Origin of the sequence: Rhizobium sp. RSm-3 (genome assembly GCF_001854685.1) — a bacterium.
GTDB classification, from domain to species: Bacteria; Pseudomonadota; Alphaproteobacteria; order Rhizobiales; family Rhizobiaceae; genus Rhizobium; species Rhizobium ecuadorense.
Map to the genome: position 1 here is coordinate 59,973 of NZ_MAWZ01000016.1, position 21,012 is coordinate 80,984.

Annotated in this window: 19 protein-coding genes and 1 pseudogene; 7 read left to right on the top strand and 13 right to left on the bottom strand. The window is 61.4% G+C overall.

The genetic code is table 11. The annotated features are described in order from the left end of the window. Positions 1–39 precede the first annotated feature (39 nt). The 4 genes from BBJ66_RS16845 to BBJ66_RS16860 form a co-directional block, all read right to left on the bottom strand. Entirely contained in the window at positions 40–963 is a 924-nt protein-coding gene (locus BBJ66_RS16845) for a pirin family protein (RefSeq protein WP_071088496.1), read from the bottom strand. A gap of 84 nt (positions 964–1,047) precedes the next feature. Continuing rightward, complete coding sequence (locus BBJ66_RS16850; protein WP_071088497.1) at positions 1,048–1,815, bottom strand: SDR family NAD(P)-dependent oxidoreductase; 768 nt, start codon at positions 1,813–1,815, stop codon at positions 1,048–1,050. Positions 1,816–1,895: 80 nt separating this feature from the next. After that, positions 1,896–2,147 (bottom strand): exodeoxyribonuclease VII small subunit, encoded by a 252-nt coding sequence (locus tag BBJ66_RS16855; RefSeq protein WP_047613900.1) that lies wholly within the window; start codon positions 2,145–2,147, stop codon positions 1,896–1,898. Between the two features lie 2 nt (positions 2,148–2,149). Continuing rightward, positions 2,150–3,085, bottom strand: a complete 936-nt coding sequence (locus tag BBJ66_RS16860; RefSeq protein WP_071088499.1) for a histone deacetylase family protein — start codon at positions 3,083–3,085, stop codon at positions 2,150–2,152. A gap of 189 nt (positions 3,086–3,274) precedes the next feature. Between BBJ66_RS16860 and BBJ66_RS16865 the strand changes: the two genes are divergently transcribed. Together BBJ66_RS16865 and BBJ66_RS16870 are read left to right on the top strand one after the other, a co-directional pair. Further along, on the top strand, positions 3,275–3,676 hold the full coding sequence (locus BBJ66_RS16865; RefSeq protein ID WP_049736012.1) for an acyl-CoA thioesterase: 402 nt from the start codon (positions 3,275–3,277) through the stop codon (positions 3,674–3,676). 125 nt (positions 3,677–3,801) lie between these two features. After that, positions 3,802–4,905 (top strand): helix-turn-helix transcriptional regulator, encoded by a 1,104-nt coding sequence (locus tag BBJ66_RS16870; protein WP_071088501.1) that lies wholly within the window; start codon positions 3,802–3,804, stop codon positions 4,903–4,905. 44 nt (positions 4,906–4,949) lie between these two features. Here the strand turns inward: BBJ66_RS16870 and BBJ66_RS16875 are convergent, their stop codons facing one another. Further along, entirely contained in the window at positions 4,950–5,564 is a 615-nt protein-coding gene (locus BBJ66_RS16875; RefSeq protein WP_071088525.1) for a 2'-5' RNA ligase family protein, read from the bottom strand. A gap of 179 nt (positions 5,565–5,743) precedes the next feature. After that, positions 5,744–6,130 carry an ectoine synthase gene (locus tag BBJ66_RS16880; RefSeq protein WP_071088503.1) on the bottom strand — a complete coding sequence of 129 codons (387 nt, stop codon included), beginning with the start codon at positions 6,128–6,130 and terminating at the stop codon, positions 5,744–5,746. Between the two features lie 216 nt (positions 6,131–6,346). Here BBJ66_RS16880 and BBJ66_RS16885 point away from each other — a divergent pair, with 216 nt between their 5' ends. The 3 genes from BBJ66_RS16885 (at position 6,347) to BBJ66_RS16895 (ending at position 10,637) form a co-directional block, all read left to right on the top strand. Then, the gene (locus BBJ66_RS16885) at positions 6,347–7,240 is read left to right on the top strand and encodes a LysR substrate-binding domain-containing protein (protein WP_071088505.1); all 894 of its coding nucleotides are present in this window, start codon (positions 6,347–6,349) and stop codon (positions 7,238–7,240) included. A gap of 61 nt (positions 7,241–7,301) precedes the next feature. After that, on the top strand, positions 7,302–8,510 hold the full coding sequence (locus tag BBJ66_RS16890) for a hypothetical protein (protein WP_083335575.1): 1,209 nt from the start codon (positions 7,302–7,304) through the stop codon (positions 8,508–8,510). A 567-nt stretch (positions 8,511–9,077) separates the two neighbouring features. After that, complete coding sequence (locus BBJ66_RS16895) at positions 9,078–10,637, top strand: methionine--tRNA ligase (protein ID WP_071088507.1); 1,560 nt, start codon at positions 9,078–9,080, stop codon at positions 10,635–10,637. A 608-nt stretch (positions 10,638–11,245) separates the two neighbouring features. Here BBJ66_RS16895 and BBJ66_RS16900 read toward each other — a convergent pair. From BBJ66_RS16900 to BBJ66_RS16910, 3 genes are read right to left on the bottom strand one after another with little or no spacing between them, the layout of a single operon-like run. Continuing rightward, on the bottom strand, positions 11,246–11,809 hold the full coding sequence (locus BBJ66_RS16900) for a biotin transporter BioY (protein WP_049736017.1): 564 nt from the start codon (positions 11,807–11,809) through the stop codon (positions 11,246–11,248). Positions 11,810–11,833: 24 nt separating this feature from the next. Beyond that, complete coding sequence (locus BBJ66_RS16905; protein WP_071088509.1) at positions 11,834–12,442, bottom strand: energy-coupling factor transporter transmembrane component T family protein; 609 nt, start codon at positions 12,440–12,442, stop codon at positions 11,834–11,836. Continuing rightward, positions 12,442–13,116, bottom strand: a complete 675-nt coding sequence (locus BBJ66_RS16910) for an energy-coupling factor ABC transporter ATP-binding protein (protein ID WP_071088511.1) — start codon at positions 13,114–13,116, stop codon at positions 12,442–12,444. The genes BBJ66_RS16905 and BBJ66_RS16910 overlap by 1 nt, the downstream gene beginning before the upstream one ends. 296 nt (positions 13,117–13,412) lie before the next feature. On the opposite strand from BBJ66_RS16910, the gene BBJ66_RS16915 reads away from it, so the two are divergent. Then, positions 13,413–14,603, top strand: coding sequence for a winged helix-turn-helix domain-containing protein (locus BBJ66_RS16915; RefSeq protein WP_071088513.1), 1,191 nt, complete (start codon positions 13,413–13,415; stop codon positions 14,601–14,603). 219 nt (positions 14,604–14,822) lie between these two features. Here the strand turns inward: BBJ66_RS16915 and ribB are convergent, their stop codons facing one another. From ribB to BBJ66_RS16930, 3 genes are all read right to left on the bottom strand, one after another. Then, the gene (ribB, locus tag BBJ66_RS16920; protein WP_049736021.1) at positions 14,823–15,926 is read right to left on the bottom strand and encodes a 3,4-dihydroxy-2-butanone-4-phosphate synthase; all 1,104 of its coding nucleotides are present in this window, start codon (positions 15,924–15,926) and stop codon (positions 14,823–14,825) included. 9 nt (positions 15,927–15,935) lie between these two features. Then, positions 15,936–17,033 (bottom strand): chorismate synthase, encoded by a 1,098-nt coding sequence (gene aroC, locus BBJ66_RS16925; protein ID WP_049736050.1) that lies wholly within the window; start codon positions 17,031–17,033, stop codon positions 15,936–15,938. Between the two features lie 151 nt (positions 17,034–17,184). Continuing rightward, the gene (locus BBJ66_RS16930) at positions 17,185–20,358 is read right to left on the bottom strand and encodes a bifunctional diguanylate cyclase/phosphodiesterase (RefSeq protein ID WP_071088516.1); all 3,174 of its coding nucleotides are present in this window, start codon (positions 20,356–20,358) and stop codon (positions 17,185–17,187) included. Positions 20,359–20,600: 242 nt separating this feature from the next. Between BBJ66_RS16930 and BBJ66_RS16935 the strand changes: the two genes are divergently transcribed. Further along, positions 20,601–20,861 (top strand): DUF1344 domain-containing protein, encoded by a 261-nt coding sequence (locus BBJ66_RS16935; protein WP_049736051.1) that lies wholly within the window; start codon positions 20,601–20,603, stop codon positions 20,859–20,861. Between the two features lie 73 nt (positions 20,862–20,934). On the opposite strand, the pseudogene BBJ66_RS34975 reads toward BBJ66_RS16935, so the two are convergent. Further along, positions 20,935–21,012 (bottom strand): annotated as a pseudogene (locus BBJ66_RS34975) (IS5/IS1182 family transposase); the annotation flags it as partial.

Sequence of the window (21,012 nt, forward strand, 5' to 3'; positions counted from 1 at the left end):
ATTCCGCCGCCCGTCGGCGGCGGCGCATCGCCGCCACCGTCACCCTTCCGGCAAAGGCACGAATTCCTCTTCGTCGCCGGGAACGATATCGAAACGGCCGCTGCGCCATTCCTCCTTGGCCTTTTCGATCCGCTCCTTCGAGGAGGAGACGAAATTCCACCAGATATAGCGTTTCGAATTCAGCGCCGCGCCGCCGAACAGCATCAGGTGACAGCCGTCGGTCCCGGCTTCCAGCGTGATCGGATCGCCCGGCCGGAAGACCAGCAGCTGGTCGGCGGCGAAACGGTCGCCCGAGATGACGACCTCGCCTGACAGTACGTAGACGGCGCGTTCTTCATGCGCCGCGCCGAAGGGAAACTTTGCGCCCGTCTGCAGGCTCAGATCGACATAGAGCGTGTCGGAGAAAACCCCGACCGGCGATGCCATGCCTTCGAACGAGCCGATGACGACGCGCCCGCGCACGCCTGGCGTCTCGATCAGCGGCATTTCGGACTTTTCCGTATGGGCGAAGGAAGGATCGATCTCCTCCTTGTCGTCGGGCAGCGCCAGCCAGGTCTGCAGCCCCGACATCAGCAGCGGATGGCCGCGCAGATTGTCGGGCGTGCGCTCGGAATGCACGATGCCGCGGCCTGCCGTCATCAGGTTGATATCTCCGGGACGGATGACCTTTTCGGTGCCGAGGCTGTCGCGATGGCGGATCTCGCCGTCGAAGAGATAGGTAACCGTCGACAGCCCGATATGCGGATGCGGCTTCACGTCGAGCGCCTCGTTGGGCTTCAGGATCGCCGGCCCCATGCGGTCGAAGAAGATGAACGGCCCGACGAGGCGCCGCTGCCGCGTCGGCAGCGCTCGCCGCACCTGAAACCCGCCGATATCGCTGGTGCGCGGAATGATCAGATTCTCGATCGCATCACAAGCGAAGGCATCGCCAGGCAGGGGATCTTTACCGGGAAAGAAGGACATGGCGGATCTCCGATCGCTAGGGTGTGGGCTAGAGATAGTGCCTGAAGCGCCGCGCGTCCAATCGGGCGCTGAGCCCGCTCTATCTCAGATCGCCGTAAAACCATTGTCGACGAAGAGATGGGCGCCGTTGACGAAGTTCGATTCGTCGCTGGCGAGGTAAAGCGCGGCCCGGGCCACGTCTTCGGGCTCGCCGATCCGCCCCTGCTGCGCGGCGATGGCGGCATCCGAGACATCGACGCCGAGCGCCTGCAGGTCGGCGACCTCGCGCAACCCGTGCGGCGTGCGGATGAAGCCGGGGCAGACGGCGTTGCAGCGGATGTTGCGGTCGCGGAATTCCACCGCGATCGCCCGGGCAAACATGTGCACGGCGCCCTTGGTCGTGTCGTAAAGCACTTCCATCGGCGTGGCGGCGACCGCCGAGATCGACGAGGTGCAGACGATCGATCCGCCGCCGGCCGCAATCATCTTCGGCAGCACCGCCCTGGTCATCAGGAACATCGAGCGCACATTGACCGCATGCAGCCAGTCCCATTCCTGCAGCGTCGTTTCCAGGAAGGGTTTGATGACGATGGTGCCGGCATGGTTGAAGAGCACGGTCACCGCACCGTAGCGGTCCTCGACGCCCGCAACGGCGGCGTTGACGGCGGCTTCGTCAGAGACATCGGCCGTCCAATAATCGGCCTCGCCGCCGGCATCACGGATCTGTTTGACGGTCTCGGCTGCCGCCTCTCCATTGCGGTCGACGATCGCGACACGCGCGCCTTCCGCCGCAAAAAGCTTCGAGGCGGCCCCGCCCATACCGGTCGCGCCGCCCGAGATGATGGCGACCTTGCCCTTCAATCTGTCCGTCATTTCTGTCCCCTCAAGATTCTGGAAGGGGATCATAGATCGGTCGCAAGCCGATCGCCAAGCGCCCCGGCAGCGGTTTCGCCTCAGGCCCCGTCGAGCGGTTCGACGGCCTGCGGCTTGCCGGCGCGGTCGAGCCGGATCTTCTCGATGCGGTTCTCGGCGGCCGAAAGCAGCGTCTCGCAATGTTTTTTCAGCGCTTCGCCGCGCTCATAGATCTCGATCGATTCGTCCAGCGCCACGTCGCCGCGTTCCAGCCGGGCGACGATGCTTTCGAGTTCGGCCACCGCCTTTTCGAAGGAAAGGCCCGATACCTCAGGCTTGGCGCTGTCAGTCATTCTCAACCCTTCATCATTCGCAGAATATGCATGCCCGCCGATTCGGCGAGGCCTTCGAGATCATAACCGCCTTCGAGCAGGCTGACGACCCGGTTCTTCGCGTAGCGATCGGCGAGCTCCAGGACCCGCCCGGTCGCCCAGTCGAAATCCTCGCCCGTCAGGTTGATCTGCGCCAGCGGGTCGCGGTGATGCGCGTCGAAACCGGCGGAGATGATGACGAGATCCGGCCGGAAATCGGCAACGGCCGGCAGCACGCGCGATTTGAACGCCTCGCGGAAATGGTCGCTGCCGACATTCGGAGAAAGCGGCGCATTGACGATGGTGTTGTGCTTGCCCTTCTCGTCCTTGGCGCCACTGCCGGGGTAGAGCGGCATCTGATGCGTCGAGCAGAACAGCACCGAGGGGTCGTCCCAGAAGATATCCTGGGTGCCGTTGCCGTGGTGTACGTCCCAGTCGATGATGGCGACGCGCTCGGCGCCATGTCTTTTCTGCGCATGGCGGGCGGCGATCGCCGCATTGTTGAAGAAGCAGAAGCCCATCGCCGTCATCTTCTCGGCATGATGCCCCGGTGGGCGGGCGGCGACGAAGACATTGTCGGCGGCGCCGGAAAAGACGTCGTCCACCGCCGCCATCGCCCCGCCGATGCCGGTCAACGCCGCCTGCAGGCTTTTGACGCTGGCATAGGTATCGGCTTCGAGCTGGTTGATCCGACCCTCCTCGTCGGGGATCTCCCGCATCACGGCTTTGAGATGCTCTTCCGGATGGGCCAGCAGCACCGCATCCTCGCTTGCCTCAGGCGCCTGCCGGCGCTCCAGCCGCTCGAAATTCGGATGTTCGAGCGCGACATTGATGGCGCGGATCCTGTCCGATCGCTCCGGATGGCCGGCGGGCGTCACATGTTCCAGGAAGATCGGATGTTCATAAAGACGGGTGCTCATGGAGACACTCTATCGGTCGCTTATGTCATGTTCCACAGCAGATGGGGCATCGCCTGACGATTTCAACAAGCGCTCCTGCCGTACCATCTCGCCGCCGGCGTCATTATAAATTCCTGTCATCTCAGCCGTTTACTTCGAAAAACCCCGTGCTACTCTCATGGACGGGGAATTTTGTAGGCAGAGTTGTTGATGAGTCAGTCTAAACGCCCGGGTGTGACGGAAATACATGTGCCGTTTCGCGATGTCGATATGACCGGCCGGATGTTCCTGGCCTCCTATATTTCTTATGCCGAATCCGTCATTGCAAGCTTCTGGTCGTCGCGGCCCGAGGTCGAGGACGAACCCGTCTACAGCGCCAGCAAGATTACCTGCGTTCTCCACCGCCCGCTGCATTACGACGAGCCGGCCCTTTTTACCGCGGCCGTCGACAAGATCGGCGTGCGCTCCATCGGCTTCATCGTCTCGATCGATACGGGAGAGGAACGCGCCGCCGAGGTGGAGATCATCTGGCAGGCCCGCGCTCGCGAGGATCAGCAGCCGGTGTCTTTGCCGGAGGAGACGCGGGACTGGCTCTATGGGTTTCTGGATTAAAGCCTGTCATCAGGACGCGTGCGGCAGTTTCATCCGAAATCGACGTGTGAATTCCATTGCATTTCCGAATTCAACCCTATTGATTATTCGAAGATGCTTTTATTCGCCGATGTTGAAAATCGATCATGGTTCACTCGACTGACGTCTCATCTCATTTGACGGATTTGATTTACGGGAGCCTCTTCGGCGAGTGCAGCTGGCAGGATTTCCTGGATCGGGTTGCACAGACGTCGCCGGGCGGCAAGGCCGCGCTGCATTACCACGATCTGAGCGCGTCCGTTGCCCATGTTCCCTTCATGTCGGGCTTCTCGCAGGCCGAGGTCGACCAGTTCAGCAGCCACTTTGCCGCGGTCAATCCGTGGATTCCGAGATTGAGCCTGGTGCCCGTCGGCCAGGGCCTGTGCGGGGACGAGATCTTTCCGCGGGAAGAGCTGCTCAAATCGGAATTTTACAATGACTGGCTGAAGTCGCAGGCCGGATGCGAGACGAGTGTCGGCGTTTCCATCATTCGGGAGGAAAGCCGCACCTTCATCCTGTCGACCTCGACGTCTTCGGCGGACCCCGATGTCAACAGAGAGGCGGCCGCGCGGTACACGATCCTGGCGCCGCATCTGAAGAGGGCGTTCGATTTCATTCGCAAGCGCGATCTGTTCGCGCCGCACGAACACGCATCCCAGACCCTGTTCGACAGCATCGGGGTCGGCTTGATCTATGTTTCGGAGCAAGGGAAAGTTCGTCGCTGCAATAAAAGCGCGGCCGCCTTGATGGAAGCCGGCTTGCCGGTGCGGATCACCGCTGATGGCAAGCTTGGACTTCAATGCCAGAAGTCCGCCGCCGTTCTCGAATTCCTGACCTCCCGAAACGGTGCGCAGACAAAACCGCACACGGCGATCGTCAAGGGCCGGAACCAGGATAACTACCGCCTCACGCTCGTCCGGCTTCAGTCCGATGCGTTCACGGAGTTCCTGGAGGGGCCGACCGTGGCCGTGATTGCCGAGCCGATGATGGCGAGCCCCCTCGGTGAGCGGCGCGATCTGCTGATGCAGCTCTACAGACTGACCGCAACCGAAGTCCGGATCGCATCGAGCATCGCATCGGGCCATTCCGCCAGGGAAGTGGCTGTCGCCGACGACATCAGCTACGAGACGGTCAGAACCCACCTGAGGAACATCTATTCCAAGCTCGGGGTCAACTCCCAGGCTGGCCTGGTCTCGCTGCTGATGCGCTGAAACGGCATCAGCCAGCTGAGCGGTTCGGCCGCCGGCCGGAGTTGTTATTCCGCGCTTTTGCCGCAAAGGAGCGGTGCGCTGAGTATATTGGTGTCGACATTTGGATAAACGCGCTCTTCCAGCAAGGTGAGGGATCCAGCCCGCACTCCTATGGGCAAACAACCGGCGTCGAAGCCGACCGTCGGCACCGGCTCTTCGGCAAAAAACCGGAACAGTGTCATATGCGCTATATCAGGCGGGCTTGGATGCCACTCTTCGAAGCCGATGGCCTGCGAAATGGCCGAACGAAGCTGGCGCAATTCCGCCGGTTCTTCCGCTTTGACGAAGACAGCGGCTTCCGAAACCGCCACCTCATCAAAATGAAGATCAAACGATGGGGTCGCTTCGATCAGTCTCGCGACGATCTCCTTCCATCTTCCCCCGTTGCGCTTCCAGACCTCGTTGTTCGGAATGCTGAATTGGGCCGCCGCGTTGACCAGGGTGACGACCGTCATGTGCAGGCTGGTCGCCGGAACGCGTAAGAGCGGGCCGGCGCTGTCCCGCTCGATACTGTCTTGCAAGACGCAGAGCTTTGACAGCGTATCGCGATCGGGAAGAAACTGCAGGTGAAAGGCGCAACACCGCTTGAACCACAGCGTATCGATCTTCGTGCGGATCACGGCAGCAGGCCCCTCCATCCAATGTGGGCACGCCGCAGCGAAGCGTGCAATTCCCACCCCTTGCTATCACGTCGCCGAACCGTTCGCCAAGGATAGTCGGCACCTGACCAATACGGCAATGATGGTGAAGGTCTTGAAACCGCTCGGGAAATCGCAGCACCCCGCCGCGTCGCCGGGCCTCAATATTCGGAACCGCTTCTGTTGTTCAGATCGTGACGTTCCGTCCCTTTCAATGGCGGATTGAAGACGCTGACGAGAATGAGGTCCTTGTCCTTGCCGCCCCGCAGATAGTGTCGATCATGTTGGTCGAGGACGTAGATATCGCCGACGCGGATGGGAAAGACGTTCCCGTCCATATCCTCGACCTCGCCTTCTCCCTGGATGCAAAAGCAGGCCTCCAGGTGGTTGCGATACTGCAGCAGGGCTTGCGTGTTGGCGCGAACGACGGTGTGGCAGACCGTAAATCCCATCCCGTCATCATTCGTCAGCAGGCGATGGCTGGTGCCATTGCCCCAATCGACGAAGCGCTCGGTCTGCTCCACGTCTTTCAGGCTTCTCACAAACATGTTCTTTCTCCTGTGAATGATGGAAATGTTTCCGATCTCCATGATCCATTAGGCATCGAAATCGCCGGTTGCTTCAAATGATCAAAATTGCGAAAACTGTTAGAATAATTTACATATAGTGTTTGAATGCGTTGCGCTATCCTAGGATAGATCTGAATAGATTTGACATTTCTGCCGGATAATAAATTCTGCCGGTCATGTGAGGAATTCGAACATATGCAGCTGCCGCCGCTGAACGCCTTGAGAGCCTTCGAAGCGACCGCCCGGCTCATGAGTCTCTCAAAGGCCGGAGACGAACTGCATGTGACCCATGCAGCGATCAGCCATCAGCTGAAACATCTGGAGGCATGGCTGGGACGCAAGCTGCTGCAAAAATCCGGGCGCGGCGTTGCGCTGACCCCGGCGGGCAGCGAATATTATCTGGCGATCTCGGGCTCCTTGGCAGCGATCGCCCACGCCACGGGCAATATGCGCCGAGACCACAATATGCGTTCGATCACCGTCGGATGCATTCCTTCGATCGCGTCGCGCTGGCTGGTTCCCGCACTTCCGTCCTTCCGGGAGAGCGATCCCGAGCTCGACGTCAGGATCGTCTATGCAAAAGCGGAGGAGCGCTTCGACGACGAAAGCCTGGATGTTCTGATTACCATGGGAGAAGACCTGTCGGGGGGACGGGAGAGCCGCCTGCTGTTCTCCCGCCGCAACCAGCCGGTGGCCAGCCTTCACTATCTGGCAAAGCGGAATTGGACGATCGACAACGTTTCCTTTGCCGCGGCCGACCTGCTGCACGACGAATCCGTGGACGGCTGGAAAGAATGGTTCCGAAAGTCCGATGCAAAGCCGCCCGAGCCGGTCCGGGGGCCGATATTTCAGGACTTCAATATTCTTGCCACGGCGGTGATCGCCGGGCATGGCGTGGCATTGTGCCCGGTCGAAGTGTTTCGGCGAGAGATCGATCGCGGCGACCTCGTCGTGCTTTCGGACATCTCGACGGCAGAGACCCAGGGATATTACCTGATCACCAGCTCGTGGGCGAAAAAGCCGGTGCGCCGTTTTACCGAATGGTTCATGAAGGAATGCCGATCCGCCGGTCCGCCGATCATCGAATAAGCGCCACCAAGCCGGGCGCTCGATGCGCTGATGAAGACATTGAGAGAAGCGGCCGGCGTCAATGGGCGCGGTCGAGCAGAGCGGCGACGAAAGCCTCGAGCATAACGCTTGGAAATTAAAGGTCTTTCCCCACAAGCGACCGTTTGAGGAGAATGTTTTTACGCCCATTGATCTGCAGTTGTTGGTGACCCAAAATGAGCTAATGACCAAATCAGATATCTTGCCACCCGATCTTGGAAAAACGCTCGCTGCCGTTGGTGAACGCCTGCATAGTGGCCGAAGCGTCAAAGCTGAGCTTCCTGCCGTTTTGGCTCACATGTCCGCTCTCCCGGCCGCATCGATCAGCCAAGCCGATCCGGCGATCGCGACAGCTGCAAATCTAACTCGTTGGCGTCCCAAGCCCGCATGGCTTGACAAGCTATTTTGGCCTCATCTCTCAGATCGAGAACAGTTATTGAGATTGCCCGATCTCCGTTACCTGTTCATATTTCACCGCGACGGGCGAATGAGGGAAGCTGCCCTCCAGAGGATAACCGGGGCACTGGAGAGTCCTTTTCTGTTCGCTGCTGTCGCCATGCGTCTGAATGACTGGGCTCAGCCGGTTCGCGTTGCCGCGTTTGCCTGTGCGAAACGCTGTTTCCCACTGACGTCGGCCGAGGTGATCGCCAATGCCGCGGCCTCCCTGGTTCTGCATCAGGACAGTTGGGGACGATGGGGTGTTGAACGGCAAGCGATGGAAGAAGCGCTGGCAAGGCCTGACGTCGCTGAAGAGTTGGCCCGTATCCTCCGCGAAGGGCAAACCGGGCCTGTTTCTCGGATTTTTCGTCTCGTGCTGAAGAATAGTTCGATGGATCCCCATTTACCGCAATTGGCAGCGAACGCGAGACAACCTTGGGTCCGTGCCGTGGCGGTTCAAGCCATCGCGGACATGCGCGCAGCTTGGCTTGTGGGTAGGGAGTGGCAGTGGATAGACAAGTCTATGGGACGAAGGACGCGAGCGCCTAAATTCGATTTTCGCGATATCAAGCTCTCAATCGACCAAGCAGGAGTCATTAGAGCTGCTGGTTCAGATGCATCGCCGATTGTCCGGCGCGCTGCACTGACGGCGGTTATTCAGCACTGGGGCGGAAGCCGCGAGGCTCAGGAACTTGCGTTGACTTTGAGATCTGATCCGAGCCCCTCAGTGAGAGAACGGGCCGCCTTCATCCTGTCGAGGATAAGTGAATCTATTGCTCCGCATGACCGCATCGGGATAGCTTCTTCGCAATAGACGGGCAAGATTGGGTGGGTGCCGTTGAAAAATTCGGCACCTGACATCAACTTATTTTGAGCTATGGCTCGCACCTCGCAAAATGGTGCGCGTCATCGGACGTGCTGATCGCCCTTCACATGTGGAGTTTTCGGTGAAAGACAAGCGAGAGAAAGGGCGGTGGGATACCGATGACGTGGTGACGTTCGTGTACGGAAAATACAACGGCGCACTCCTACTGGCGTTGCGGGATTTCTGGAAAGCATTTTGTTCAGCTTGGGCTGACAAGCGAAATCCTCCCGTGTCTCCCGATCGTCGAGAAGAACCCTAAGACTAAGAACCCGTTTTGATGATCAAACGGGCGGGTGGCAAAGCGCAGCGGCTTCAAGCGGCGCTTGTTCGAAACCGCCCTTGATGCTAGAAAATGGCATGGACAACAACACGATCAGCACTTTCGTGATGATGATGCCGCGCTCATAGCGTGGCGGGTTTCGTGCGTCCATAATGCACCAGCGACCGCCCTCGAGGCGGTTTTTTCATGGGTCGATCCGTCTCGCCGGCAACAACAGCCTTCGAAAGGAAACGCCGATGAACGAGATCTACATCACCTCCTCCATTCCCTACGTCAATGCCGCGCCGCATGTGGGCTTTGCCCTCGAACTCGTCCAGGCCGATGCCTATGCCCGTCATTTCAGGCTTCTCGGCCATGACGTCAGGTTCCAGTGCGGAACCGACGACAACAGCCTGAAGAATGTCAGGGCGGCGGAGGCCGCGGGACTGCAGGTGAGGGACTTCGTCAATGCCAATGCCGACAGGTTCGCGCGCCTTGGCGGCCGGCTCGATATCTCCAGTGAGGAATTCGTCCGCACCTCCCGCGATCCAAGGCATGCCGCCTGCGTCCACGCCTTGTGGCGGGCATGCGCGGGAAATGGCGATCTCTATCGCAAGGCCTATGAGGGCCTCTACTGCGTCGGCTGCGAGCAATTCTACGAGCCATCGGAACTCAATGACGGGCGCTGCCCGGAACATGGCATTGCCCTTGAGGTCGTCCGCGAGGAGAACTGGTTCTTCCGCCTCTCCCGATATGGCGGCCGGCTTCTCGAACTCGTCGAAACCGGTGAGCTTCGGATCGTTCCAGCCCATCGGCGCAACGAGATCCTTGCCCTGCTGCGGCGCGGCCTGACCGACATCAGCGTGTCGCGCAGCGCCGAACGGGCGCGAGGCTGGGGCGTGCCGGTTCCCGATGGCGAAGAGCCCAGTGGAGGTGACGTCGTCTACGTCTGGTTCGATGCCCTGGCGAACTATCTCACAGGCCTGGGGCACGGGTCCGATCGGGCGCTCCTCCAGCGCTATTGGAACGGTGGAGACCGCATTCATGTCGTCGGCAAGGGCATCTCCAAGTTCCATGCCATCTACTGGCCGGCCATCCTGCTCTCCGCCGGCCTGCCGCCGCCATCGTCGATCCTCGTGCACGGCTACGTCACGCTGGACGGCAGGAAGATCGGCAAATCGGCCGGCAACGGCATCGATCCGGAAGGCGTCATCGACGCCTACGGAACGCCGGATGCACTGCGATATTACCTGCTCAGGCATATACGCTCGGGAGATGATGGCGACTTCTCGGGCGAACGTCTCGACGCCGCATGGTCGGGAGAGCTCGCAGGCCAGCTCGGCAACCTCGCCAACCGGGTCCTTGCTCTTCTCAATCAATCGTTCGACGGCATCGTACCACCCGTGCCGAACAGCGCGTTCGTCCAGCAGGCCGCCTGCCTTCCGGGGAAGGTGGTGGAGGCTTTCGAGGCCTACGAGCTCCATGTCGGCCTCGCCGATATCTTTGAGTTTGTCGGCGAGGCGAACCGGCAGTTTACAAAGCAGGCGCCATGGGCGGATGCGAAAACGCTGCTTGGTCATCCCTCTCCGCAGGATCGCAAGGCGACCGCCGAACGTCTCGGCGCCTGCCTGGCCGAGCAGATCTACGGCCTGGCGATCGTTGCCCGCTGCCTCCTCCCGTTTCTACCCGGCTCGGCCGCAACGCTGCATTCCAGGCTGGGAATAGCGTCCCCGCGTCTCTATCGGGATCCCCTGATCGTGGCAGGGGCCAAAGCCGCCCCGCAAGCCGTGCTCTTTCCCCGAAGGGCGACGGCTTGAATCAACCCAGCCCGACTCTGGGCTGTCACGCAGCGCAGAGCCGGGGCTACCTGGCGGTGACAAGAGAGGGCGTTTCGACGCGATCCCGGATGTCATAAAAGTTTCATATTGCAGCAATTGTCGGGATCGGGAAATTACTCTATTATTTCAATAGGGAAACGAGATTTCCCGATGCAAACGAAAGGACACTGATTGGACAAATTTTTCTCGGATGGCTTGTTCATTACCTGCTTCATCCTGTTTGCCGTGATCTCCGTCACTAGCAATAAGTTGGGCAGTGATGGCGATGGAGCTGGAGCTGGGTGCGATGTCTCACATGGCAGCGACTGCCACGGTGGCGGCTGTGACGGTGGCGACGGAGGAGGTGGAGATGGAGGAGGAGACTAAATCAAACTGAAATCGATAGAATGCCCGACCGCCTCAAGGCGGTTTTTTGTTGCCCGGATTCCAGGTCATGCCAAGATCGCAACGAAGACGGTCCCTTATCCCACGTTATAGAGACGTGTGGCTCGCCTCCTATGTCGAGCGATGGATATTGCGCGCGCCATTAACGCACAATGGCCGCCTTTTGACGAAGACGGCCATTGCGAGCATTTGCGAAGGGACGGTTATGCGCGCGCCGGCAGCAGGGGATAGCCGACCATGACGGCGCGGCCGAGGAGGGCTGCGACGAACGCCTTGATGACGTCGCCCGGAATGAAGGCCATCGAGCCGACGAAGGCTTTGGTGAAGCCGAGGCCTGCGACGGTGGCGAGATAGGCAATGCCGAAGGCATAGAGCACGACGACCCCGCCGACCATGGCGGCGAGGAAGAAGCTCACCGTCTGCACCAGGCCGGATTGGCCGTGGTTGACCAGGCGCTCGCTGAGATAGCCGGTGACGAAGGCGCCGAAGATCCAGCCGACGAGGAAGCCGGCCGACGGCGAGGCGAAGATGGCAAGGCCGCCGCGGCCGCCGGAAAGCACCGGCAGGCCGATGGCGACGAGCAGCAGCACGATCAGCACGGCAATCGCGCCGCGGCGGGCGCCGAGCACGACACCGGCCATCATGACGCCAAGTGATTGGGCGGTGATCGGCACCGGAATGAAGCCGAGGGAGATCGGCGGCAGCAGGCCCAGTGCCACGATGATCGCGGCGAAGAGGGCGGTAAGGACGAGGTCGCGGGTGCTCATCATGAACTCCGTGGTTAAAACTGGTTAACTCCCATGCCGCCGAATGCGGCGCGCGTCAATCGCCGCGGCGACATTATCCGCATCCCTGAGCGTCAGGATGATCAGCGGCGCCAGCAGCGTCGTCGGCCGGGCCTTCAGCCCGCGCGCTTTATGGGCCTCGCGGATCGCCTGATAACGGCCGATGATGTCGGGCACGAAGCGCAGGACGAGCCCGAGCGCCAGGCCGATATCGTCGGCCTGCACAAAGCCGGTGCGCTCCAGCGGGCGGGCGAGTGCCGTCACCTCGTCGATGAAGGCAGTGATCGACGTCGTCGCCGTCACCGCGGCGGCAAGAAGCATCAGCGCCGTCAGCCGCAGCACCGGCACGAGTGCCGCCTGCCAGGGATTGAAGAGGAGATTGAACAGCGCCACCACCGCAATGGTCAGGAAGACCGGCCGCAGCCGCCGAAGGCCCTCGCCGAGCGGTAGGCCGGTCGTGCGGTAGAGAACCGCCATCAGCACCACCAAGCCGGAAAGCAGGGCGATGTTCTGGCTGATGAACAGCACGATGCCGAAGACCGCAAGCGACACCAGCTTGACCCGCGGCGAAAGCCGGTGCATCGGGCTGTTGCCTTCGACATAGAGCGACTGCATCAGGCGGCGATCTCCTTGTAGCGGGCGATCGCCTCCGTCGCCGGCGCATCGGCGGCCAGCCGTCCTTGATGAAACAGCAGCACCCGTTCGAAATCGGCGATCAGCTCCAGATCATGGGTGATGACGATGGCGCTTTCCGGCAACCCGGCGATAATCCGCTCGACCAGCGCCCGGTTCTTCAGGTCGAGCTGGTTTGTGGGTTCATCGAGGATGAGAATGCCTGGCCCCGTCACCAGCACCGAGCAGAGGGCTGCCACCTGCAACTCGCCGCCGGAAAGCTCATGCGCCCGGCGGTCGGCGAGCGCTTCGGCCCCGAAGCGAGCGAGAACACGCTCGACCTTCGCCTCGATCTCCGCCTTGCTGAAACCGTGCCGCTTCAGCCCGAAGGCGATGTCGTCGCGGACGATCGGCAGGATGATCTGGTTCTGCGGCGACTGGAAGATGAAGCCGACATCGACCGCGGCAGCCTTCTCATCGGCCGTGTCGCGGCCGTTGACGGTGACGCGCCCGACCGTCGGCCTGGTCAGCCCGTTGATCAGCCGCGCAAAGGTGGTCTTGCCCGAGCCGTTCAGCCCGATGACGCCGATGCGCTTGCCGCTGATGCCGAGCGTCAGCGGCTCCAGCGCCACTCGTGCCCCGAAACTGACCCCGGCACCTTCGAATCGTATGTCCAAACCAGTTCCTCGCATCCGGCCTTCAATGGGCAGATCTGCGAAGACCAGCCCCTCATCCGGCTGCCGCCACCTTCTCCCCGCGCGCGGGGAGAAGGGAACATGCCGCAACCTCTCCGTCCCTCGCCAACGTCTCGCAGGGCACGTCCCCTCTCCCCGCGAGCGGGGAGAGGGTTAGGGTGAGGGGCAGCCATTCGCGCCAACCTGACAGCAGCGCTTCTATACGGGTAATCGAGGGTGATGAAGAGCAAATCTCGATATCGGGTGGCTAGGAAGATTTTCCGCGTTATGATGCATCCATGACGAATCTGCTCTCCAATGCCGACGCCCGCCGTGTCTTCCTTGCCAAGCAGGGATTGAGCACGCCACCGAACCGCGCCCTGACCAAGGAGGGCCTACTGCAGCTCATCCGTGAGCTGGGTTTCGTCCAGGTGGACAGCATCCAGACGGTCGAGCGGGCGCATCACCAGATCCTGTTTTCCCGCAACCAGACCTACAGGCGCGAACATCTGACCGCGCTGCTCGAAAAGGACGGCACGCTGTTCGAGCACTGGACGCATGACGCCTCGATCCTGCCGAGCGCCTTCTTCGTCTATTGGAAGCACAAGTTCCGCCATCAGGAGAAGGTCATCGTCGAGCGCTGGCGCAAATGGCGCGGCGAGGGGTTCGAGGCCGCATTCGACGAGACCTATCAGCGCGTAGAGCGCGACGGCGCGATCCTGGCGCGTGACATCAAGGCCGACGGCCATGTTTCCGGCGGCTGGTGGAACTGGCATCCGAACAAGACGGCGCTCGAATATTTCTGGCACACCGGCAAGTTCGCCATCGCCGGCCGCTCGAACTTCCAGAAGATCTATGATCTCACCGAGCGCGTCATTCCGACCGAGTTCCGCGAGCCGGAGGTGAGCCGCGAGGAATTTATCGACTGGGCCTGCCGCAGCGCTCTCAGCCGCCTCGGCTTTGCCACCCATGGCGAGATATCGGCCTTCTGGAGCCTCGTCTCGCCTGAAGAGGCCAAAACCTGGGTCGCCGCTCATCGCGACGAGCTGATCGAGGTGCTGATCGAACCGGCGCTCGGGGCCAAGCCGCGCCCCTCCTGGGCCTTTGCGGATTTCCTCTCGACGCTCGACAGCTACCCCGGCGCACCGCCGCGCATCCGCGTGCTCAGCCCCTTCGACCCGATGATCCGCGACCGCAACCGCACCGAACGCCTGTTCGGCTTCTTCTACCGCATCGAGATTTTCGTGCCCGAGCCGAAGCGCGAATATGGCTATTACGTCTTCCCGCTGCTCGAAGGCGACAGGCTGATCGGCCGCATCGACATGAAGGCGGACCGGAAGAAATCGACGCTCGATGTCAAGAGGCTCTGGCTGGAGCCCGGCGTGAAGGCTTCGGCGGGACGGCTGGAGCGGCTGGAGGCGGAACTCGACCGGGTGGCGCGGTTTGCGGGGGTGGAGAAGGTGGTGTTGATGGAGGGGTGGAGAGGGTAGTCTCTTCGCCGGAGATGTAGCGCCTTGTGGGAAAACCCCTCCCCAACCCCTCCCCACAAGGGGGAGGGGCTGCCGTGTGGCACCCGTCGCATTTCATTCCTGATGCTGCAGCATGTGGTCGCGTATTTTTTGGGGCAGGGCTCGCCACGGGTTAGTCCCTCCCCTTGTGGGGAGGGGTTGGGGAGGGGCCTTTCTCTCGCTGGGGAGAAAGAGGAAACCTCAGCAAATCTCCGTCTTGCTGATCTTGATCCCGAAACCTTCCAGCCCGACATAGTGGCGCTCGCGGCTGGTCAGCAATTTGATCGAGCTGACGCCGAGGTCCTTGAGGATTTGGGCGCCGAGGCCGATTTCCAGCCATTCGCTGTCGCGGCTCTGGGCTTCGGCATGGGCTTCGCGGCCCTGGTTGCGGGCCTTGCGGCCGTTGTCGTAATGGCCGACGCCGACCGAGCCCTCGCGCAGATAGACGATGACGCCGCGGCCTTCCTCGGAAATCTTCTGCATGTAGAAATCGACCGGGCTGTTCTTGCCGAACAGATCCTCGGCAACATTTTCCGGATGCAGGCGCACCGGGATGTCGACGCCGTCGCGGATGTCGCCGAAGACGACGGCGAGATGCTGCATCGGATCCCAGGGCAGGGCATAGGTATGGGCCTTGGCCTTGCCGAACGGGGTGTCGATGTCGAAGCTGGTGCCGTGCTCGACCAGCGTTTCCTTGCGCTGGCGATAAGCGATGAGATCGGCGACGGAGACGAGCTTCAGCCCGTGCTGCTCGGCGAAATCGACCACCTGCGGGCCGCGCGTGACGGTGCCGTCGTCATTGACCAGTTCCGAGATGACGCCGATCGGCGGCAGGCCGGCGAGCTTGCAGAGGTCGACGGCCGCTTCCGTATGGCCGGAGCGCATCAGCACGCCGCCTTCGCGCGAAACCAGCGGGAAGATGTGGCCGGGACGGACGAAATCGGCGGCGCCGACATTCGGATTGGCCAGGTTGCGCACCGTCAGCGTCCGGTCGTCGGCTGAGATGCCGGTCGTCGTGCCATGCTTGAAATCGACCGAGACGGTAAAGGCCGTCGTATGGGCCGAATCGTTTTCCGCCACCATGGCGTTGAGGTTGAGGCGTTTCGCCTCTTCCTTCGGCATCGGCGCGCAGACGATGCCTGAGGTGTGGCGCACGATGAAGGCCATCTTTTCAGGCGTCGTATGCACGGCGGCGACGATCAGGTCGCCCTCGTTTTCGCGGTCATTGTCGTCCATGACGACGACGATTTCGCCGGCCTCGAAGGCCCGGATGGCGTCGACGACGCGCTTCTGATCATAAGACATGGGGCGCTCCTATTTCAGACGGCCGGTCTGGCCGCGGTCGCGAAGATAATGGTCGGCGACGGCGCAGGCGACCATCGCTTCGCCGATCGGCACGGCGCGGATGCCGACGCAGGGGTCGTGCCGGCCCTTGGTGCGGATGTCGACATTCTTGCCGTCGGCATCGATCGACTGGCGTTCGGTCAGGATCGAGGAGGTCGGCTTGACGGCAAAACGCGCCACAACAGGCTGTCCGGTCGAGATGCCGCCAAGAATACCGCCGGCATTGTTGGAAAGGAAGATCGGCGTGCCGTCATTGCCCATGCGCATCTCGTCGGCATTGTCTTCGCCCGATGTTTCGGCGGCGGCAAAGCCATTGCCGATCTCCACACCCTTCACGGCGTTGATCGACATCAGCAGCGAGGCGATATCCTGGTCGAGCTTGGCATAGATCGGTGCGCCGAGGCCGGCCGGCACGCCTTCGGCGATCACTTCGACGACGGCGCCGATCGACGAGCCCGCCTTGCGGATGCCGTCGAGATATTCCTCCCAGACCGGCACGATCGCCGCATCGGGGGAGAAGAACGGGTTCTGCCCGACCTGATCCCAGTCCCAGTTGCGCCGGTCGATCTTGTGCTTGCCGATCTGCACCAGCGCGCCGCGCACCGTCACGCCGGGCACGACGAGCCGGGCGATGCCGCCGGCGGCAACCCTTGCTGCAGTCTCGCGCGCCGAGGAACGGCCGCCGCCGCGATAGTCGCGAATGCCGTATTTGAGATCATAGGTAAAATCGGCATGGCCGGGGCGGTATTGCCGGGCGATCTCGCCGTAATCCTTGGAGCGCTGGTCGGTGTTTTCGATCAGCATCGAGATCGGCGTGCCGGTTGTCGTCATCGTCTCGCCGTCGGCATCGAGCATGACGCCGGACAGTACCTTCACCAGATCGTCCTCGCGCCGCTGCGTGACGAAGCGGGATTGTCCGGGCTTGCGCTTGTCGAGCCAGACCTGCAGATCGGCGAGCGTGAAGCGCAGCCCTGGAGGGCAGCCGTCGACGACGCAGCCGAGCGCCGGCCCATGGCTTTCGCCCCAGGTGGTTACGCGGAAGAGGTGACCGAATGTATTGTGCGACATGTGTTCCCACGGTGGCGCGCCAAAGCCGGTCGCGCCATTGCTTGAAAAGGCGCGACACTCATAGGCCAAAAAGCCATCGAGGCAAAAGCCTTTCTTTGCGCCAAACCGGCGGCGGCGGAAATGCTGTTCCGTCCAGATCAAAGGAAGACGGTCAGGACGCCAGCCGCCATCCCGTTCCGGTGGCTTCGGTGGTGAAATCGTCGAAGGAGAGCGGCCGCGAGAAGGCATAGCCCTGCAGGATATCGCAGCCGAGATCGCGCAGCAGTTCGGCATGGGCTGCCGTCTCCACGCCTTCGGCCACCGTCTCGACGCCGAGCGAGCGGGCAATGTCGATGATCGAGCGGACCAGCGCCCGCTCCTGCGTGGCGCCGACGATCGGCTGCACCAGCTGGCGATCGATCTTCAGCCGCTTCGGCTTCAGCTTCAACAGGCTGACGATCGAGGTATGGCCGGTGCCGAAATCGTCGATCTCGATATCGATGCCGAGCGCCTTGATGCGCTCGAGATTGTGCGACGCGACATCCTCGCTCTCGTCGAGGAAGATCGATTCCACCAGTTCGAAAGAGATCTCGCCGGGGCGGATCTGCAGATCTGTAAGTGATTCCAGCAGGCTGCCGTCATGCAGCCGCCGCGCCGAGACATTGACCGAGACCTTCGGAACCGCAATCCCCAGCGCCGTCCAGCGCATCTTGTCGCGTAGCGCCGTTTCCAGCACGATCCGGTCGAGCATCTGCACGACATTGATCTCGTCGGCGATGCGCAGGAATTTGTCGGGGGTCAACAGCCCCTTGGCCGGATGGTTCCAGCGCACCAGCGCCTCCACGCCCGTCAGTTCCATCGTCCTGGCTGAGAATTGCGGCTGATACCAGGCGGTGAATTCGCCATTGTCGATGCCGGCGAGGATCTCGTCGGCGGTGCGTTTGGTGTTGATGATATCGGCCTGGAGATTGTGGTTGAAGAATTCGAAGCGGTTGCGGCCCATGCTCTTGGCGCGGTAGAGCGCGATATCGGCATTGATCAGCACCTTGCGCGCATCGACATGAATGCCGTTGGCAAGCGCCACGCCGATCGACACGCCGCAGCGGCAGGAAAAACCCTGGAAATCGATCGGCTGGCGCATCTCCTCGATGATCCGCGTCGAAAGCTCCGCCATCTCCGTGTCGCCGACATCGACGGCGAGGATGACGAATTCGTCGCCGCCGATGCGCGCCACGAGATCACTGCCGCGGACATTCTTGGCGAGCACCTTCGAGGCATGCACCAGCATGGCATCGCCGGCGGCGTGGCCGAGCGTGTCGTTGATCTCCTTGAACCGGTCGAGGTCGATGTGCAGGATCGAGAATTTCTGCCGCTGCCGGCGGCCGTCATTCGTCAGCTCTTCGAGGGCGATGTCGAGCTTGCGGCGATTGGCGAGCGCGGTCAGTGGGTCGTGCAGCGAATTGTGCTCGATCCTGTTTTTGGCAAGCTCGAGTTCGATATTCTTGGCGACCGCCTCGTCCTTGGCAGCCTTCAGCCGGATCGTCATCAGCACGTCTTCGGTAGCATCGAAGGCGATGCCCATGATCTTCATCTCGCCGGTCCCCGTCTGGTGGACCTTGCCGACCGAGCGGACATAACGCACCGCGCCGTTATCGGCGATCACCCGGCAGACGAGGGTGTGGGTATCGCCGTTCTTCTTGAAGTGGCGCGCGCTTTCCAACGCCAGCCCCCGATCCTCGGGGTGGATGCAGCCGAGCCAGGTCTCCTCGGTCATGAAGCCGTTGCGCGGCGCCAGCCCGTAGAGTTCGTGCATACGCTCGTTCCAGAGCGAACCGCCGCGGTCGGGCCGCGCTTCCCAGATGCCGCATTGATAGGAATTGAGCGCCAGATCGAGCCGGCTCGACAGTTCGGCGAGCTGCCCCTCGCGGCTGGAAAGCTCTTCAAGCGCCAGCTCCAACTCGGCATTCTTGACCTCGCTCATGTCTTTCGCCTTGCGCAGCGTGTCGGTCGTTTCCGCATCGGCGGTCACGTCCCAGACGATGCCGATCGTCTTGCTGACGCCGCCGGCATCCGTATAGAAGGCGCCGACCGAGCGCAGATGCCGGATGCCGCCATCGGCAAGCAGGATGCGGTATTGCGCCGTGCAGGCAGTGCCGGCGATGCTGCAGCTGAAGAAATGCACTTCGGCGATGTCGCGGTCCTCGGGCAGGATCGCTGCCAGCCATTCGTCGAGCGCCCGGCTGCCCTCCTGCGCCGGCTTGCCGTGCAGGGCTGCGGCGCGCGCATCCCAGAGCAGGCTGCTCGAATGATCCTGCAGTTCCCAGATGCCGATATTCGAGGATTTCAGCGCCAGATCGAGCCGCTGCGACAGTTCCTTGAGTTTCGTCTCGCGCGTCTCCAGCTCGGTGATGTTGCGATTGCGCTCGCCGAGCAGCAGAGTTGCGAAGAAGATCGGGATGATGATGATGCAGCCGGCGGCAAGGACGATCAGGCGCAGCTCGGTTCGGTTTTCCGGTATCGCGTTCCAGCCGCTGTTCGGGACGACGGAGAGTTCCCACTTGCCGCCGGCAAAGCCGATCTTCTGGCGCATCGGATCCTTGTCGTCGATCTCGGACGACCCGAAGAAGGGCGCTGTTGTCGCGGCCCTCGCCGGTGAGCCGATATCCCGCATGGCGATCGAAAGATGGTTGAGATGCGGAAAACGTTCCCGGTTCTCGCGGTCGCGCGCCGGCATTAGCCCGGTCGCCTCGTAGAACATCTGCTGGTCGATGACGAGCTCGACCGCCCCCCAGAGCCGCCGCTGGCCGTTCTCCTTGACGAAGACCGGGAAGAATATGGCAAAGCCGTCCCGGCCGTCGATGCTGACAGGGCCGTAGAAGCGGGCCGACTGATCGCCGGCCGCCGGCGTCATCGCCTGGCGTGAAAACAGCGTTGCGCGCACGTCGCGGCCGATCTGCTCATTGCCGGGTAGCCTGGGATAGACGTTGTCGATGATGAAATCCGGTGCGACGGCGATTTGAATGAAGGACGGGTTCTGGATCAGCAGCCAGTTGATCTGCCGCTCCATCTCCTCTCCGTTTGCGGCGCTGACGGAGATCAGATTGGCAAGGTCGCGGACCATGCTGAGATCCATGTTGATCTCAGCCATCACCCGGGCGCGGATGAGGTTCGCCTCGCTTTCGGTGCGGATATGAAGTTCGCGCACATAAGATTGAGTATTGGCCCGGTCGAGGCCGAAGCCGACCATGATGACGACAAGGGCGACAAGCGATGAAACCAGAAACGAGACGCGGGTATTCTTCAACACGCGCCGTAATTGCTTGTTGTCGCTCAGCCTGGATAGCAAAATGAAACCCTCAGATTCTGGGTAACTGTAGGGCGAGGGGGTTAATTTACGATTGCCCGCAGGCGATGCCGACACGTCATGGGGAGGGAAAAGCCGCGGTTAACGCTTTGTCTTGATTATATTTAAAATCCTATTCATCAATTAGGCGGGAAAAGCCATTCTTACGGGCAATTTTCGCCATATTCAGGAGGCTATCTGTGGCCAGTCATGTTCTCGTGCAGCGTTTCAAAAGGATTGTCGCCATGCGTTTCGTCGTCGCCACGCTTTTGGCAACAGCAAGTTTCCTGTCGCCAATGAGCGGTTTTGCCGAGAGCGCCGATGTCGAGGCGACGATCAAGAAGGTCGACACCGCCAATCTCGTGCTGACGCTCGATGACGGCAAGACCTATCAGGCGCCCGAGGAATTCAATTTCGATGGGCTGGCGGCCGGCGTCAAGGTGATCGTCTTCTACACCGAGGTCGACGGCAAGCGCGTCATCAACGATCTCGATATCGTCAAGTAGGGCGGGATTCAGAAGAATGGCTGGATGAGGTTTTGCGCCTGTGGCTGCCCCTCACCCTAGGAGCTGTGGACACTTATCTGAGCCATAGGATTGTTGCGGCCAGAGCGATCATGGCTTTGTAGTTTCGAACGGTTTTCTCATATCGTGTGGC